The organism is Methanolobus sp. ZRKC3 (assembly GCF_045291275.1).
In the GTDB taxonomy this organism is placed as follows: domain Archaea; phylum Halobacteriota; class Methanosarcinia; order Methanosarcinales; family Methanosarcinaceae; genus Methanolobus.
Genome location: NZ_CP146982.1, coordinates 1,023,856 through 1,040,376, shown reverse-complemented (window position 1 = coordinate 1,040,376; position 16,521 = coordinate 1,023,856). Strand labels below are relative to the sequence as shown.

Here is a 16,521-nt window from a genome sequence, read left to right as displayed (position 1 = left end):
CTCGCTGGTTCGGAATGTTTATATATCATTGGTTCCTTGTAGGAGTCCTCGCACAGCGCGAGAGACTTATTATTGTCTTCTAATCATAAGTGGAGGCAGGAGTTATTTCCTGTCTGACGTTGGATTTGGCAGTTCGGTTAATTCTGACCGGTAGTGTATAATATACTATCAATAGAGAATTAGCCAAACTATATGTGCAAAGTGAATAAACTCTTTAGAGTTTTTCCGATCGATTCTTTAAAGACTTCCAAGTGAAGTAGACTTAAATTTGTGTGTGATCAACAATTCTGGTTGATCCTGCCAGAGGTCACTGCTATCGGTGTGCGATTAAGCCATGCGAGTCAAATGTTCTTCGTGAACATGGCGAACTGCTCAGTAACACGTGGATAACCTGCCCTAAGGTTCGGCATAACTCCGGGAAACTGGAGATAATACCGAATAAACCAGATATGCTGGAATGCTTTTTGGTTAAAAGTTCCGACGCCTTAGGATGGATCTGCGGCCTATCAGGTAGTAGTGGGTGTAATGTACCTACTAGCCTACGACGGGTACGGGTTGTGAGAGCAAGAGCCCGGAGATGGATTCTGAGACATGAATCCAGGCCCTACGGGGCGCAGCAGGCGCGAAAACTTTACAATGCGGGAAACCGCGATAAGGGGACACCGAGTGCCAGCATTTATGTTGGCTGTCCACATGTTTAAACGGCATGTGTTAGCAAGGGCCGGGCAAGACCGGTGCCAGCCGCCGCGGTAACACCGGCGGCCCGAGTGGTGACCACTATTATTGGGTCTAAAGGGTCCGTAGCCGGTTTGATCAGTCTTCCGGGAAATCTGACAGCTCAACTGTTAGGCTTCTGGGGGATACTGTCAGACTTGGGACCGGGAGAGGTAAGAGGTACTACAGGGGTAGGAGTGAAATCTTGTAATCCCTGTGGGACCACCAGTGGCGAAGGCGTCTTACCAGAACGGGTCCGACGGTGAGGGACGAAAGCTGGGGGCACGAACCGGATTAGATACCCGGGTAGTCCCAGCCGTAAACGATGCTCGCTAGGTGTCTGGGACGGTGCGACCGTTTCAGGTGCCGCAGGGAAGCCGTGAAGCGAGCCACCTGGGAAGTACGGCCGCAAGGCTGAAACTTAAAGGAATTGGCGGGGGAGCACTACAACGGGTGGAGCCTGCGGTTTAATTGGACTCAACGCCGGAAAACTCACCTGGGGCGACAGCAATATGTAGGTCAGGCTAAAGGTCTTACCTGAATCGCTGAGAGGAGGTGCATGGCCGTCGTCAGTTCGTACTGTGAAGCATCCTGTTAAGTCAGGCAACGAGCGAGACCCGTGCCCACTGTTGCCAGCATGTCCTTCGGGATGATGGGTACTCTGTGGGGACCGCTGGTGCTAAACCAGAGGAAGGTGCGGGCTACGGTAGGTCAGTATGCCCCGAATCTCCAGGGCTACACGCGGGCTACAATGGTCGGGACAATGGGTTCCTACCCTGAAAGGGGTTGGTAATCTCATAAACCCGCCCTTAGTTCGAATTGAGGGCTGCAACTCGCCCTCATGAAGCTGGAATCCGTAGTAATCGCGTTTCAATATAGCGCGGTGAATACGTCCCTGCTCCTTGCACACACCGCCCGTCAAACCACCCGAGTGAGGTATGGGTGAGGGCACGGATTTTGTGCCGTGTTCGAACCTAAATTTCGCAAGGGGGGTTAAGTCGTAACAAGGTAGCCGTAGGGGAATCTGCGGCTGGATCACCTCCTAAGCAGACTGACACAAAGTCAGTCACCATTACCGGTCAGAAATCGAAAAACTGTCAAATCCAATATTGGGACAACAATAGTCCTAAGGGGCTTGTAGATCAGTTGGGAGATCGTCGCCTTTGCAAGGCGAAGGCCCTGGGTTCGAATCCCAGCAAGTCCATACTAGTGCACCAGGCAAGTAACTTTGCCCGGGAAGGATGAAGTGATCGGCGTACCCACGTCGGTTGCAATGAGATCGTGTATAAGCATGCATATATCAGACGCTCACTGGACAAAGTGAGGTGGACTCTGGTAATTATGCCTTCAGGTGGATGGCTCGGCTCAAGGGCTGAAGAGGGACGTGCCAAGCTGCGATAAGCCCAGGGTAGGTGCATGGAACCTATGAACCTGGGATCTCCTAATGGGTCTTCCTAATGCGTTTTGCGCATTGATCAGTAATGATCGGGAACGCCCCGAATTGAAGCATCTTAGTAGGGGCAGGAAAAGAAATCGAAGAGATGCCGTTAGTAATGGCGAATGAACACGGCACAGTTCAAACTGAATCCCGCCAGTAATGCGCGGGAGATGTGGTGTTATAGGTTTTTCCTAAAGGTCCCACTCAATTCAAGTTAAACTTTTCTGGAACGTTAGACCATAGAGTGTGATAGTCACGTAGACAAGAATTGAAGGATCTGGGATGTAACCTGAGTAGCGTGAGTTGGAATTCTCGCGTGAATTTGGGAGGCACCAACTTCCAAAACTAAATACTTCTTGAGACCGATAGCGAACTAGTAGGGTGACCGAAAACTGAAAAGTACCCCAAGAAGGGAGGTTAAAAGTGCCTGAAACCTGAAGGTGATGGAGCAATATGGCATAAAAGGATCTTTGATATGAAGGAAACAGTCGCGAGGCTGCAGTACGAATATCACTGCCAGTGTCATATTTTACGTTTTGAAGAACGGGCCAGGGAGTGTATTCAAGTGGCGATGGCTAACTTTTTACTTAGGAAGCCGAAGCGAAAGCAACATGCGCGCAACCGCAAGGTGAGGCGCGACGTATACAAGTGCGTGGAGTCACTAGGATACGACCCGAAGCCGGGTGATCTAGGCGTGGGCAGGTTGAAGCGTGGCGAAAGCTACGTGGAGGACCGCAAGCGGTATTGATCTGCAAATCATTCGTGTGACCTGCGTCTCGGAGTGAAAGGCTAATCTAACCCGGCATCAGCTGGTTCCTTCCGAAACATGTCGTAGCATGACCTGACTGGAGATTGTCGGTGAAGTAGAGCACTGATTGGTGGTCCCGGGGGAGAAATCCCTCAGCTGCTTGTCAAACTCCAAACTCACCGTCGTCGAAGAAAGTTGGAGTCCGGACTACTGGGGTAAGCTTGTAGTCCGTAAGGGAGACAACCCAGCCCGTGGTTAAGGTCCCTCAGTGTCGACTAAGTGTTAATACTAAAGGGCGTCCTAAGCCCTAGACAGCTGGAAGGTTAGCTTAGAAGCAGCTATCCTTTAAAGAGTGCGTAACAGCCCACCAGTCGAGGTTTGGGGCCCCGAAAATGGACGGGGCTCAAGTCGACCACCGATACCACGGAGTACCGCAAGGTAATCTCGTAGGAAGGCGTTGCGTTCGGGCAGAAGCAGGGCTGTGAAGTCCTGTGGACCGTGCGGAAACGAAAATCCTGGTAATAGTAACAGCATAGATGGGTGAGAATCCCATCCGCCGAAGGGGCTAGGTTTCCTCGGCAATGATCGTCAGCCGAGGGTTAGTCGGTCCTAAGACGTACCGTAATTCGAGTACGCCGAAAGGGAAACAGGTTAATATTCCTGTACCTCATGACAATAAAACTGACGTTTTTGGGCAGGCTGAGCGGCGCCGTCGCGCCGTCTAAGCACCGAATCCCGTGGAGAGCCGTAATGGCGAGAAGCGGGGGAATGTGTTATGGCGAAAGTCAGCTTCACCCGGGAACCCGTGAAAAGGAAGTTATGAGTCCGTACCGAGAACTGACACAGGTGCCCCTAGCTGAAAAGGCTAAGGCGTGTCGGAAAAATTTGGTTAAGGGAATTCGGCAAATTAGCTCCGTAACTTCGGGAGAAGGAGTGCCTGCTGTGAAGACAGCAGGTCGCAGTGACAAGAGAGCTCTAACTGTCTAATATCAACATAGGAGATCGCAAATCCGTAAGGACTAGTACGATCTCTGAATCCTGCTCAGTGCAGGTACCTGAAACTCTGTTTCAACGGAACGAAGGGCCTGTAAACAGCGGGGGTAACTATGACCCTCTTAAGGTAGCGTAGTACCTTGTCGCTTAATTGGCGACTTGCATGAATGGATCAATGAGAGCTCTACTGTCCCTAACCAGAGTCCGGTGAAGCTTACATTCTAGTGCAGAGTCTAGAGACCTCTAGGGGGAAGTGAAGACCCCGTGGAGCTTTACTGCAGCCTGTCGCTGGGTTGTGATTTTGGATGTACAGTGTAGGTAGGAGACATCGAAGGTGGTGCGCCAGCATCACTGGAGTCGTCATTGGGACACTACCCTTCCAAAATTACGACCCTAACTCTGTGAAGAGGACCCCGATAGGTGGGCAGTTTGCCTGGGGCGGGACGCCCTTGAAAAGATATCAAGGGCGCGCAATGGTTGACTCAAGTGGGTCGGAAACCCACTGAAGAGTGCAAGAGCATAAGTCAGCCTGACGTTATTCAGCACAGTAGTGGATGACGAGACGAAAGTCGGTTCTAGCGAACTTTTGTACTCGCTTGGTGCGAGTCAAAAATGACAGAAAAGTTACCCCGGGGATAATTGAGTCGTTGCCGGCAAGAGCACATATCGACCCGGCAGCTTGCTACCTCGATGTCGGTTCTTTCCATCCTGGCTGTGCAGCAGCAGCCAAGGGTGAGGTTGTTCGCCTATTAAAGGAGATCGTGAGCTGGGTTTAGACCGTCGTGAGACAGGTCGGTTACTATCTACTAGAGGTGTATGTGGTCTGAGGGTAAGCTACTTTTAGTACGAGAGGAACAGAGTAGCGGCGCCACTGGTCGATCGGTTGTCTGACAAGGCATTGCCGAGTAGCTACGCGCTAAGGAATAAGAGCTGAATGCATCTAAGCTCGAAATCTGACCTAAAAAGAGACTACGTTAAGGATTCCGGTAGAAGACCGGTTTGATAGAGTCGGGATGTACGCACCAAGGCAACGAGGTGTTCAGTCCACGGCTACTAACCATCCGTGCCTCTCTACCTTGCTTTGTCCAGGCGAAATCTGATATATGCATGATTATTATACACGTCCTTTTCATCAAATTCATCGTGAGTGAGTTTGGCGGCCATAGCGGCGGGGCAATTCCTGTACCCATCCCGAACACAGAAGATAAGTCCGCCAGCGTTCCTTACTGTACTGAAGTATGAGAGTCTTCGGGAACTCTGGATCGCTGCCATCTCACTTACTATTCTTAACTATTTTTTCTGATATTTTGCATGCTTGAGTTCTACTTTTATTTGTTCTTGATATCTATGATTCTGTAGATAATTGTGATTTGGATATCCAGGGCATTTGAATTAGCATTACAATCCCAGGTAATCACAGATGATGGCAGACTAAACACCGTCTTGTTTACATTAATGTGCTAAACTTTGGGCTCTGTAGAATTCCTCATTTGAACAATAAAAATAATGTTGACTATCTGTCAAGGTTATTTATTAATATGGCATCATCCCAGCCTTCTAGTTCCTCATCACGTTTCTTATTGCCGTCGCCAGCATCTTCCTTCAAAAATTGCTTACGGCGCAGGAAAGGATGGGAAAATTTTGTTCTAACTTGCATCAAATGAGAACACTAAAAAACAAAGGAACTATTTAGGATAGTGCAAGCTATCTCAAAAACAAGGAATAAATAGATAGTATCTCTAATTGAGGGGAATAAATTGGATATTCTTTAAATCTAAATAATAAATCCTTCTAAATAAGGGATAATCGAAATCCTCTATAGTACATAAATAAATACATGACCAGTTTGATGAAAGATGATCATGATAGCCTGTAATTTACCAGAGGTGATTTTATGGAAAAAGTATACAAATATTATCCGGAAGATTTTGGAGAATTAACTGTAAAAGTTGTACACATGGACCTTCTTTTCGATATGTTTGCTGATCATACAAAAGTAACATCTAATCTCAAATTACAAGTCCTTCACAATCCCATAAATGAACTTGAACTGAATTGCAAGAAACTTGATGTTCTATCCGTAAGTTGCAGGGAGTATGATATTGATCATGAATACAGGGAAAAAGATGACATCCTCTTAATCAAATTCGGCCAGACAGTACCTGGAAACACTGAGGTCTTGATTAATACCCAGACAATCTGCAGACCTACTAAAAACATACTGGAAGGTCTCTATTATGATGAAACCCCTGCAGGCGCTCCACCACAGCAGATAACCCAATGTCAGCAATGGGGATTCCAGAGGATCGTACCTTGTATAGATGATATGGTCGCCAAATGCACTTACACTACAACCATCATTGCCGATGAGAGATATACTAATCTCATAAGCAACGGTGACATTATAGAGGCAAGACATTCGGTTGGAAATGGAAGGGACATGATTGTCTATGACAATTCAATTACCCCCATGGCCACCTATCTTTTTTTCCTGGGTGTGGGCACCTATGACACATTCAAAAGAGAACTCGAATATCCGGATGGACAGACATTTGACCTGGAACTGCTGGTACCTCCTGCTTCTGATCCTCAGATTGCTCTGAAAAGTCTTGATGTTCTCTATGATTCTATTATGTGGATCCATCTTTTCACAGGTCCTGAACAATACGATCAGTTTGAAAAACGCAGAGAGATCATGGATATGGTCAGGGAAAGGGATCTGCTTAAAAGTGAAATGAATGTTGCTGGTGAACAGAACCAGAGGATTGGAACCATCAGAGATGAACTGAAGAAGGTAGTAGAATCGATACAGACCGGATACAAGTATACAGGTACCGTTTACAGGGAGATCGGTATGCAGAATTCCAATTTTGGTGGTATGGAAAATGTAGGAAATACTACCATTAGCACCAATCGCATAATCCCCTTCCCTCAAATGACTGACAGTGCTTTTGAATACATGATGAGAGTGAAGGTTCATGAATTCTATCACAATCTTAACGGCTCTGAAGTAACCGGAAAAAGTCCTTTTGAAATATGGCTTAACGAAGCAGTTACCGTCCATATAGAGAGAATGTATCATGCATATCATTTTGGAGAAACATATAGCCGTCTTGAGGAAGTCCTTGACTTTCTGGCTCCTGGCTCTGGAACCTTTGCTCTTGACAGAGGGGCAGCCTCCATGCCCATCATTCCGGATGGATTCAATGATCCTGATGATCTTATCACCGCAGTGACCTATACAAAAGCCCCTGAATTTGTAATGATGATAGAAAAACTCATGGGAAAAGGTACATTTGCTGAGGCTTTGAATGTCTATCATTCCAGATATAAACACTCAAACGCCTCAAGCTGGGACTGGATCGAAGTAATGGAAGAGGTTTCAGGATATGAATTTAAAGACATGGCAAAGACCTGGTTGAAACAGACACAATTCCCGTTAGTCCATGTAAGATCTTCTTATAATGAAAATGAAAGAAATTTCACATTATTCTTAGAACAAAAAGTTCCGGAAGATGGAACATTCTGGGATTTCCCATTCTGTGCAGCCCTCGTTGACAAGGAAGGAAACGATCTTGCTGAAGTTACAGAGCGGATGATGGGTAAGGAGAAAAAGATCGTTATCACTGATGTGGACAAACCTGCTTTTTCATCTCTGAACCGGGGGTATTCTTTTTTTGGAAAACTAGTTCATGACGTGGATATTGATGAGCTGATCTTGCAGGCTAAAAAGGACCGGGATTTGATAAACAGGTTCATTGCATTCTATAGGATCGTGGATCTCGAAAAAATGGAACTGATTGAGGACAACAATCGTCTTCCATCGAAACAGTTCACAGACCTCTATCATGAGCTTATCCAGGATCATGATCTGATGAAGATGGCAGGAGCTCAGTTCCTGACAATCTTTGAATCAGTTGAGGAGGAGAAACTTGCACACAGTTATCAGTTGTTGTATGAAGTTAAGCAAAAGCTTCTCAAAGCAATAGCAAGCGGGCATGAAGATTCTCTAATATCACTTTATCAGGTTTACAATGAAAGGGAAAATGAATCTAAAAGCAGAAATCAGGACTATCTGAATGAGCAGGTGAATGCGATCAAGGATCGCCAGGTGAAGAATACGTGTCTTTCTGTCCTTTCGACCCTCGATAACTCCATAGTGCACGAGATAATCAGGGAACAGTTTGAGACAGCCAAAAACGCCACGGATAAATTGAGTGCTTTCAGTTATTATCTCAATAGTTCGGCACCTGATAGGATTGCGCTGATGCAATCTTTCCAGAAGGAGGCAGAAGAACATCCTGTAAGCTGGGAAGCTTTCCTGAGGGTTATAGGAAGTAATAGTGGGGATGATGTATTTGACCTGGTAAAGCAGGTTGAAAGTTCCAATTCTTTCAGGATAGAACAGGCAAATGACCAGAGAGCTCTTTATGGAAGTTTTGCAATGAATAGAAAGAAATCCCTGCAAACTGAAAAAGGAAGACAATTACTTGGTGATATAGTTCTCAAGCTGGCAGAGGTCAATGAGTACAGTACCGTAAACATACTCAACGTCCTTGCTAATATCGATAAGATGGAAGATGAATATCACATACCTCTGGTGGAATTGCTGGTTGGTTTCCTGGACAGACTTGATTCAGATAATACACCAAGCGTGTACAACAGAATCAGGAAGATACTGCTTAATACTCCAAAAGCCGTGAAAAGATATGAAGCGGTCAATGGGAAAATTAACCTGGGTTAAAACCTGTTTTTCTGCGTTGTAGAAATCATCCTGGTTCAAACAAGATGAAAGATGTTCCTTTACTTCAAAAAACAGAAAATCTCCGCGTTATCTGTGCTCATACAGACGTGGAGATAAAAAAAATGTATTCAAGTCTTAGTTGCATTCTTGTATATGAGAATATTGAAAATATTGAAAACTGGGAAGAGCTCCTGAGGAAAAATAAGATAAACCATGTCATCTCCCATATTATTAACAATATAATGTTTTTGTCGCCAACATCTTGGATGTTCGACCTTGACTTGCTTTCCATTTACTAGCAGAAATCGGGATTACTCCCTAATGTTATCATGTTAATGCATATGTTTGGCTATTAGATGAATAATATCCTTAACCAATACTTCAATTTCATCTTTCTGTTTTTTATTGCCGCTGCCCAACATATTACTTTGAAATTGCTCACGGTGCAGGAAAAGATTGGCCGCATATACCCTGTCCTTTGAATTTAGCTCATAATGGAAGGGTTTTCTACCTTCTCTCTGTCGTATCTATATGGGGAGATGGTTCAGACTGAACCTAAGAGATATGTGGAACACGTAGGATTGATGCGGGGGTTGTGAGCACAATTAAGCACACTATTCAAGTTTTCTCCTTTGACCATGCAGTTATCACTGTTGGGTGAAGGGAAAATAATTCATGAGTTGAATTGGGCAGGTGTTAGGGAAAGGTAATTTTAATCCTTTGCCCACATGTGTGAGAAATTTGACTAATACTGGCGAGAGGAATTTTACATAGCATTATCGGGAGAATGAACGATAAAATTAATTGGCTTGCCAATACCAGTATCACTAATACCTTCCAACATCAGACTAAAACCCTTCGATTTCGGTGTACTATATCTAGTCTTGTAAACAGTGGGGATAACAATTTTGATATCAGTATATAAGTAAATTTGAAAAAAACAAGAATAAGGCGCTAGAAATATATCCAAAATTACTAATATCCTGCAAAATAAACGCTAAGGCATATGCTGAAGTATGCTTCATGTGTGTCACCGATTTTGTGACCCATTAAAAAATCCATGAAGAAGATTATCAGGAACAGCATTGAGAAGTGTAGTATTGAAGTATTTCCCATATTGTGACTGCGAATATACCCCCAGCTCCGTATAAAACTGGAATATTAATATGCCATAAATAGGGTTACTTGTGCTTTTCCTTCAAGATAGCAAATCACTAAAATATCGAAGATGGTATTGTTGAGCATCCTCCGGAATTTGATGACGTGACCTGATTTTTCGAATCATACATCACCGTCTATTGATTTCAAAACAACAGGAACAAGGCCATTGTATTCAGCAGCCGTCATTATCCTGACATGCATATCATCTGCTGTCTCCCATACCTTTGCAGTCCGCTCTCTGTAAAGCGGATCTCTCAAAAGATGGTGATCGTATATAATGAGATCTGGAGCACTTTCCCTGATGATCCGGATGATGTTATTTATGCTGCGATCAAGGTTTGTCCTGTTGAGGAGATAACCAAAAAGATAGGTTGCTGGACCATCCAGTATCAATATATCTGGATTTTCGTCAATGATCCATTGTGCATGGTCTTCAATGGTTGGCCCCTGCAAATCTGATGTATGAATTAATTTTTTAGCGCCGTATTCTATGATCGTAGCAATTACCCATCCTGTTGCAGAATATTCTATTCCATGGAATAGTGGACGGCTGAAACGTACGCTGGTACCACCAACTTCAAATCCTGAACCGTCTGAAAAATGCATTGTAGAAGATATTGGTTCGACCCATCTCTCAGAAGACCAGCGTTTCTGCATCTTCATGAATCTTTTTCTCCAGTTTGATATTAGTTCTTCCCTTCTTTTCTGATAATTACCGAAATTCATAGAAAAAGCTATAGGTAGACATTCCACTGGATCTTTGTACTGTTTTTGTCCTGGCGGGCAGTGTTTGAGATTGGTTTTATTGACCTTGTTCATCAATTTTAGGAAATCCCGGGAACGCTCCCACTGCGAATGGTTGATCCATCTATTGGGATCCTTAATCCACATATCACTATTGAGATAGATCTCACATGATTCTTCATCTAGCATATAATGATCAAAGTGATAGTGGCTGATTACGATATGTTCCACCTTTTTCATTTCTTCTTTGATCAGTTTTATGGCGTTATGTAGGTATAATTGTTTTTCATCATCCTGCAGCGGAAAACTCTTTTGCATGATCGCAGCTCCGGGATCGATAAGTATGCTGGTGTCAGGAGTTTTCACAAGAGTGCATGATGATTTGGCACCCATTGAATCAAATGATATGAGCCGAAATTCCATTTCTCCAGACAACACCATCGTAAATCCATCCCTGAAAACCGGTTAAAGAAAATAAATACTCAACGTGCATTTCCATCAAATTTCCCAGACATAATCTTTGTTCTATAAGAAAATAAGGGCATCGATGTAAATATTGTGACGACTAGTTATGTCAATAGTAATTGATACAAATGAGGAATGGGTTACAGGAAATGGTTATTTACCGATACAAGGCTAAGGATAAATGAGTAGGGATGAATTTACGGCTCTGTAGAAAACTTATCAAAATCACTATCAATAGGCTAAATTTGGGATTATGTTGTAAGATTAGGCAAGACATACTCCAATATTTTCAACTAGAATAATTACCAGAACATTGATTATTTGTACAGAGCAAAAAATTTAATTATTCAGTGGTATCGGCAAGCCAATAATTTTCCCATTCATTCTCTCGGTCATGCTATGTAAAATACCTCTCTCCAACATCAGTCAAATTTCCACACATACGGGCAAAGGTAAATTTTTTCGCCTTTCTCCACACCTGTTCAACCCAACCCAAAAACCATTACCCTTCACCCAACAGTGATAACTGCATGGTCAAAGGAGAAAACTTGAATAGTGTGCTTAATTGTGCTCACAACCCCCTCATCAATCCTACGTGTTCCACATATCTCTTAGGTTCAGTCTGAACCATCTCCCCATATAGATACGACAGAGAGAAGGTAGAAAACCCTTCTACTATGAACTAACTCCAAAGGACAGGGTATATGCGGCCAATCTTTTCCTACACCGTGAGCAATTTCGAAGTAATGTGTTGGGCAACGGCAATAAAAAAATTGGAAGAAGAAATCGAGGAATTACTTCAGGATTCTAGCATAATAGGCGGGTAGCTGCTGAGCACCCGCAACAAAATTTGATAGATAAAGGTATTGGGGAAGGAAATTCGGAAACTGCGGTAGATGCTCTCTTTGCAGGTAATTCATCAACACAAACAATGATTGTGGGGATCTTTATACGTATTTTATAGGATCAATGGATAAGGTCGGGTAAAAAACTCTTTAAAAAGTTTGATTTTTGAGTTCGAATCTTACCCCCCGCAAAGCAATTCTGGGATATATACAACGTGTAAAAAGTGTACGCTATTTCTTTGACATCATGATTTTAATAACATAATAACATTTTTATTTATTTCCATATGTACCTATGTTTTTTATTAAACAAATATTGTCTGTATCACAGATTAGTAACCATTTTTAGAAACTCAGATTCCAAAAAAGTATAATTATTGAAAAACAAATTAAAACATAGATAAATTCTGGATACATGTTTTGAATTGTTTTTGTGGAGGAGAGTAAATGAAAATTAAACAAAGCATGGCTATTTATTTCGGAATTTCTTTATTTTTTATGGAGTGGTTGCATTCACCATGAACAGAAACTATGATTGCCATAAAACAACAGTATATTGTCAGCTGTAGACTGTAAATCAATATGGTTAGATATAACTAGTCAACTGATGAAGATGCCACCTCTGTTGGATTATAATAATTAATGGTGCGATTTATGAATGACAAAAGCAAACGTGTAAATGACAAGAATGCTAATAAATCATTCTTAGATTTATTAATATCATTCTGGGAAGGATTAGATGATGTTTTAAAAGGACTCGCTATGCTGATAACAGCAATAATATCAGCAATTTCCCTTTATCTACTTATTTCTTCACAGTGTCCAGTAATCGAGTCTTTTGATGCAATTTCAGGGAACATTAGTGCTGAAGAGAATTGCACATTAAGTTGGCGTATTTCTGATGCTACAAATGCTACAATAGAACCTGAAATTGGTGATGTAAATCCAGTTGGAGGAACTGAAGAGGTATCACCCACTGAAACTACAGATTATACCCTAACAGCAATTAATGAAAAAGGGAGTGTTTCTGCTATCGTTAGTGTATATGTGGTTGAAGAGGAATTGCCAACAATTAATTTCTTCAATGTCGATCAGAGTGTCATTAACGTCAAAGAGGCTTGTACATTAAGTTGGAGTGTTTCTGATGCTAAAAGCGTTATAATAAATCCCATTGGTGATGTAGATCCAGTTGAAGGAAAATTGATATCACCCACTGAAACTACAGATTATATATTAATAGCAATTAATGAAAAAGGGAGTGTTTCTGCTGACGTTACTGTAAATGTGATTCCTGAAGATGAGATTCCTGAAGAGAAATTGCCAACAATTAATTTCTTCAAGGTCAATCAGAGCATCATTAACGTCAAAGAGAATTGCACATTAAGTTGGCGTATTTCTGATGCTACAAATGCTACAATAGAACCTGAAATTGGTGATGTAAATCCAGTTGGAGGAACTGAAGAGGTATCACCCACTGAAACTACAGATTATACCCTAACAGCAATTAATGAAAAAGGGAGTGTTTCTGCTGACGTTACTGTAAATGTGATTCCTGAAGAGAAATTGCCAACAATTAATTTCTTCAAGGTCAATCAGAGTGTCATTGACGTCGGAGAGAATTGTTCATTGACCTGGCTTGTTTCTGATTCCACAAGCGTTATGATAGATCATATTGGAGATGTAAATTCGGTTGGAGGTAGATTGGTATCACCCACTGAAACTACAGATTATACCCTAACAGCAATTAACAAAGATGGATATGTTAGTGAAACAGTTCAAGTTGTGGTTACATACACAAGTTCAATTGAGCAGGTAGTCTATGAATATCAAGGGGATGACTGGGTTGGTCAAAAATACAATATTATAGAATTATTTGGAAATAAGTATGTCCCATTAACAGATGAAACGCCAAACAAACTTGCCAAACTGCTCATCGACACTGATAAAGAGTACATAATCAGCAGTGGAGATTCACTTGAGATTACAAAGGGTTATTTCATTATTCCACAGATTAACATTAATCCTTTTTTTAGAGGTTCAAGTGTCGAGCTTACATTTACGTCAAAGGAAATAATTGATAAAACGGTCATTGCTATTCCTTCAGATTTTAAATATGCAACTTGGGACTCTAAACTAGATGTTGAAGATGAGATTAATGTTGTAGTCTTAAGAGTTCACGTGGCTGGTATTAAAGAAGATAGAATAGTTATAATAGGGATTTGGCAAATTGACTACGAAAATGCCTTCACAATTGAACCAGGAGATGTGTTTGACAATTACAAAGTTCATGAAATTGGAGAGGATTATATTAAATATTCTAAAATTGACTCTGTATAAATCCTCATTTGAATAATTAGTATTACTTTGAAATACTTGTCAAGGTATACACTAATAACTTGAATTTAACCTCAAGTCATAATCAATTTCAGGATAACGTTGGTTAAGATAAGTAAGATTAGCCTCAGATTTAGCAAATTTAGCTTCAATAAACTTTCTTGCAAGCTTTAGTCTTGTATCCGTATCTTCGTAAGCATGGTACTGAGCGAACTTGGTTTTTATATTTGTACTCTCAGGAGGTAACATGGTAGTCAAAAGCTTACCATCCCAATCCATTATAGTAATCTGTACCCTGTGTTTGATAAGCCATCTAATAGCATCTATACTGATATTCCCACTTTGACCATACACTACTATGCTATCAATATCAATTCTCTTAGGGGGAGAATATGTATTGCTCAGGTTCTTCATTTGCGGAAAATCTACCATCTTTAATATGCAGCTTAGACCCATTTACACGCATGTCTATACCGTGACCATTCAAAAGTATGAGTTTCACTAGAAGATCACCTCTTTATCACTATTTTCTATATCTATATTCTGTCTATGTCCCTCTATTTTTCTAGTGGTATCTAACATTTCTAGACATTTCATAGACTTTCCTCGAATATTTGAGACAAACTGAGCAGCATTGTGTTTTCCCTCTTTCATCAATTGCCTTTCAGTTTCAAAAAGTCTGGAAGGATTATTTACAATAATTTCTGCAATAGAGGAGGGGTCATAATCCTCCTCTGCTTTCTGAAAATTGATTTTGCTGTTTGCATCCTTGACAATTTGATCAAGTATAGCTTCATCTTTGTAATGACACAATAAACAGATAGCAACATTTCTGACATGACCGCTTTTACCCATAGGGTCATTATATTTATCCAATATTAACCTAAGAGCCTGCAACAGAGCTTCTTTATTCTTGGGTTCTTTTCCTTTGTTGATAATGTAATTTTTGAGGGTTACTAGGAATTTTGTGGTTAAATCAGGATTAACAGAAGTCAGACTTTCAACAAGTAAATCCAACTGGCTTTCATCAAAAAAATACTGTTTATGATATCGGTTAAGTTCTTTCAAAGCCATTTGTTTATCAATCTCATCTCCTACTTTAAGGAGCTTGAGGACATTGTCAATATGGTTTTTCAAATTGAAACTTTCGGGAGTGAATAGATATGTGGCTTTTCCGTCGTAAGTTTCATACCCATACTGTTTTAGCTCCTTGCTATTCAACCTTATTATTTTCTTTGTATTAACCATATAGTTTAAAGTTCTGATAATTGTAGAACGGCTATATCCACTTTTCGTAGTTTCTATCTCATATGCCCCATTAATTGTTTGCAGATGATTTTGCGTTATAATTGCAATCAGTTCTTCAGTTCTCATTTTTGTATATTTTCGCAAATAATATAGAATTTCATCCTCAATATCAGTGTCATCATTGAACATGTATAGTATCATGTCCAGTATAATATATATCATTATTGTAAAAATAAGTGTCAAAAAATAGTCTTCATAAATATCACTATTGGTGTCATATGTGGTATTGGTGATGAACCAATGCAAGAAACTAAGCGAATACCAATTACACTATCTCCATACCTTAAGGAGAAGCTCGAATTGATGTCAGACTATTTTGGATGCTCTCAGGCTGAAGTTGTCAGAATAGCATTAATGAAGCTCTGGGAGGCTGAGAAATGAGCAGAGTACGTTTCTCTAAAGATTATCGAACCTATGGTCAATGGCTCAAAGCTCAACCTAGAGATACACGATATGCAAAGGAGATCATTAGAAAACATAAGCTGAATCCATCAGCTACACTCAGTAACCTTCGTAAAACTAGAGTATCAGATATATCTCCTGCTTCAAAACCATTTGCTGCACTTACTCCTGTGCAGCGAGACATGAGAACAAGGTCACTCTATGCTTTAAACAACGTGAGGAAAGGTAAATCCCTTTCAACAGCAGCAAAGGAGCAGGGAATCAGTGTGCAGGATGCTCTCAAGCATCTTGGAAACTCTGTGCATAAGAAGAATGGGCGTTGGGTTGCAACAAAAACAGATAGCATAGAAAGAGGGAGATGGCTGTACTCTAATGGCAAGAGGGTTAGCGTTGTTGTTAAAAATTCAAGAGATGCTTCTCTTATCAGCAAGTACCTGAATGCTGTCAGGACTGCAATAAGGACAGGAGATGAAGCAGCACTCAAGCCATTCAAGAATGTCACAATACAAGGAGCAGATGGGAAGGATTACCCACTTGAAACAGACCTTGAAAAGCTGTATGTGGCGGAAGAACGCATAGAGGATGATGAGTTCTTGCCAATATACGATGATAGGAACTAAACTAA

At 41.5% G+C, this 16,521-nt stretch carries 8 protein-coding genes, 1 tRNA gene and 3 rRNA genes; 8 read left to right on the top strand and 4 right to left on the bottom strand.

All coding sequences use genetic code 11. The features are described from left to right. The first annotated feature begins 284 nt into the window (after nucleotides 1–284). The 4 genes from V7O66_RS05230 to rrf all read left to right on the top strand — a co-directional run bounded on the left by V7O66_RS05230 (nucleotide 285) and on the right by rrf (nucleotide 5,167). Nucleotides 285–1,758 (top strand): 16S ribosomal RNA (locus V7O66_RS05230). A gap of 87 nt (nucleotides 1,759–1,845) precedes the next feature. Beyond that, nucleotides 1,846–1,918: transfer RNA gene (locus tag V7O66_RS05225), tRNA-Ala, on the top strand. Between the two features lie 123 nt (nucleotides 1,919–2,041). Then, a 23S ribosomal RNA gene (locus tag V7O66_RS05220) occupies nucleotides 2,042–4,970 on the top strand. 75 nt (nucleotides 4,971–5,045) lie between these two features. Beyond that, a 5S ribosomal RNA gene (gene rrf / locus V7O66_RS05215) occupies nucleotides 5,046–5,167 on the top strand. The 16S, 23S and 5S rRNA genes sit together here with 1 tRNA gene alongside, the layout of an rRNA operon. Nucleotides 5,168–5,406: 239 nt before the next feature. Here the strand turns inward: rrf and V7O66_RS05210 are convergent. Further along, nucleotides 5,407–5,550, bottom strand: coding sequence for a hypothetical protein (locus V7O66_RS05210; protein WP_406661910.1), 144 nt, complete (start codon nucleotides 5,548–5,550; stop codon nucleotides 5,407–5,409). A 237-nt stretch (nucleotides 5,551–5,787) separates the two neighbouring features. Here V7O66_RS05210 and V7O66_RS05205 point away from each other — a divergent pair, with 237 nt between their 5' ends. Next, nucleotides 5,788–8,637 carry a DUF3458 domain-containing protein gene (locus V7O66_RS05205; RefSeq protein ID WP_406661909.1) on the top strand — a complete coding sequence of 950 codons (2,850 nt, stop codon included), beginning with the start codon at nucleotides 5,788–5,790 and terminating at the stop codon, nucleotides 8,635–8,637. A gap of 1,281 nt (nucleotides 8,638–9,918) precedes the next feature. On the opposite strand, the gene V7O66_RS05200 is transcribed toward V7O66_RS05205, so the two are convergent. Further along, nucleotides 9,919–10,965: an MBL fold metallo-hydrolase gene (locus tag V7O66_RS05200; RefSeq protein WP_406661908.1), complete on the bottom strand. Its 1,047-nt coding sequence runs from the start codon at nucleotides 10,963–10,965 to the stop codon at nucleotides 9,919–9,921. A gap of 1,541 nt (nucleotides 10,966–12,506) precedes the next feature. Between V7O66_RS05200 and V7O66_RS05195 the strand changes: the two genes are divergently transcribed. Then, nucleotides 12,507–14,189, top strand: a complete 1,683-nt coding sequence (locus V7O66_RS05195) for an S-layer protein domain-containing protein (RefSeq protein WP_406661907.1) — start codon at nucleotides 12,507–12,509, stop codon at nucleotides 14,187–14,189. Between the two features lie 51 nt (nucleotides 14,190–14,240). Here the strand turns inward: V7O66_RS05195 and V7O66_RS05190 are convergent, their stop codons facing one another. Continuing rightward, nucleotides 14,241–14,642, bottom strand: coding sequence for a CRISPR-associated endonuclease Cas1 (locus tag V7O66_RS05190; RefSeq protein ID WP_406661906.1), 402 nt, complete (start codon nucleotides 14,640–14,642; stop codon nucleotides 14,241–14,243). 45 nt (nucleotides 14,643–14,687) lie between these two features. Further along, complete coding sequence (locus V7O66_RS05185) at nucleotides 14,688–15,623, bottom strand: hypothetical protein (protein ID WP_406661905.1); 936 nt, start codon at nucleotides 15,621–15,623, stop codon at nucleotides 14,688–14,690. A 111-nt stretch (nucleotides 15,624–15,734) separates the two neighbouring features. Here V7O66_RS05185 and V7O66_RS05180 point away from each other — a divergent pair, with 111 nt between their 5' ends. Together V7O66_RS05180 and V7O66_RS05175 are read left to right on the top strand one after the other, a co-directional pair. After that, complete coding sequence (locus tag V7O66_RS05180) at nucleotides 15,735–15,875, top strand: hypothetical protein (RefSeq protein ID WP_406661904.1); 141 nt, start codon at nucleotides 15,735–15,737, stop codon at nucleotides 15,873–15,875. Further along, nucleotides 15,872–16,516 (top strand): hypothetical protein, encoded by a 645-nt coding sequence (locus V7O66_RS05175; protein WP_406661903.1) that lies wholly within the window; start codon nucleotides 15,872–15,874, stop codon nucleotides 16,514–16,516. Before V7O66_RS05180 ends, V7O66_RS05175 begins: the two co-directional genes overlap by 4 nt. Nucleotides 16,517–16,521: the final 5 nt, after the last annotated feature.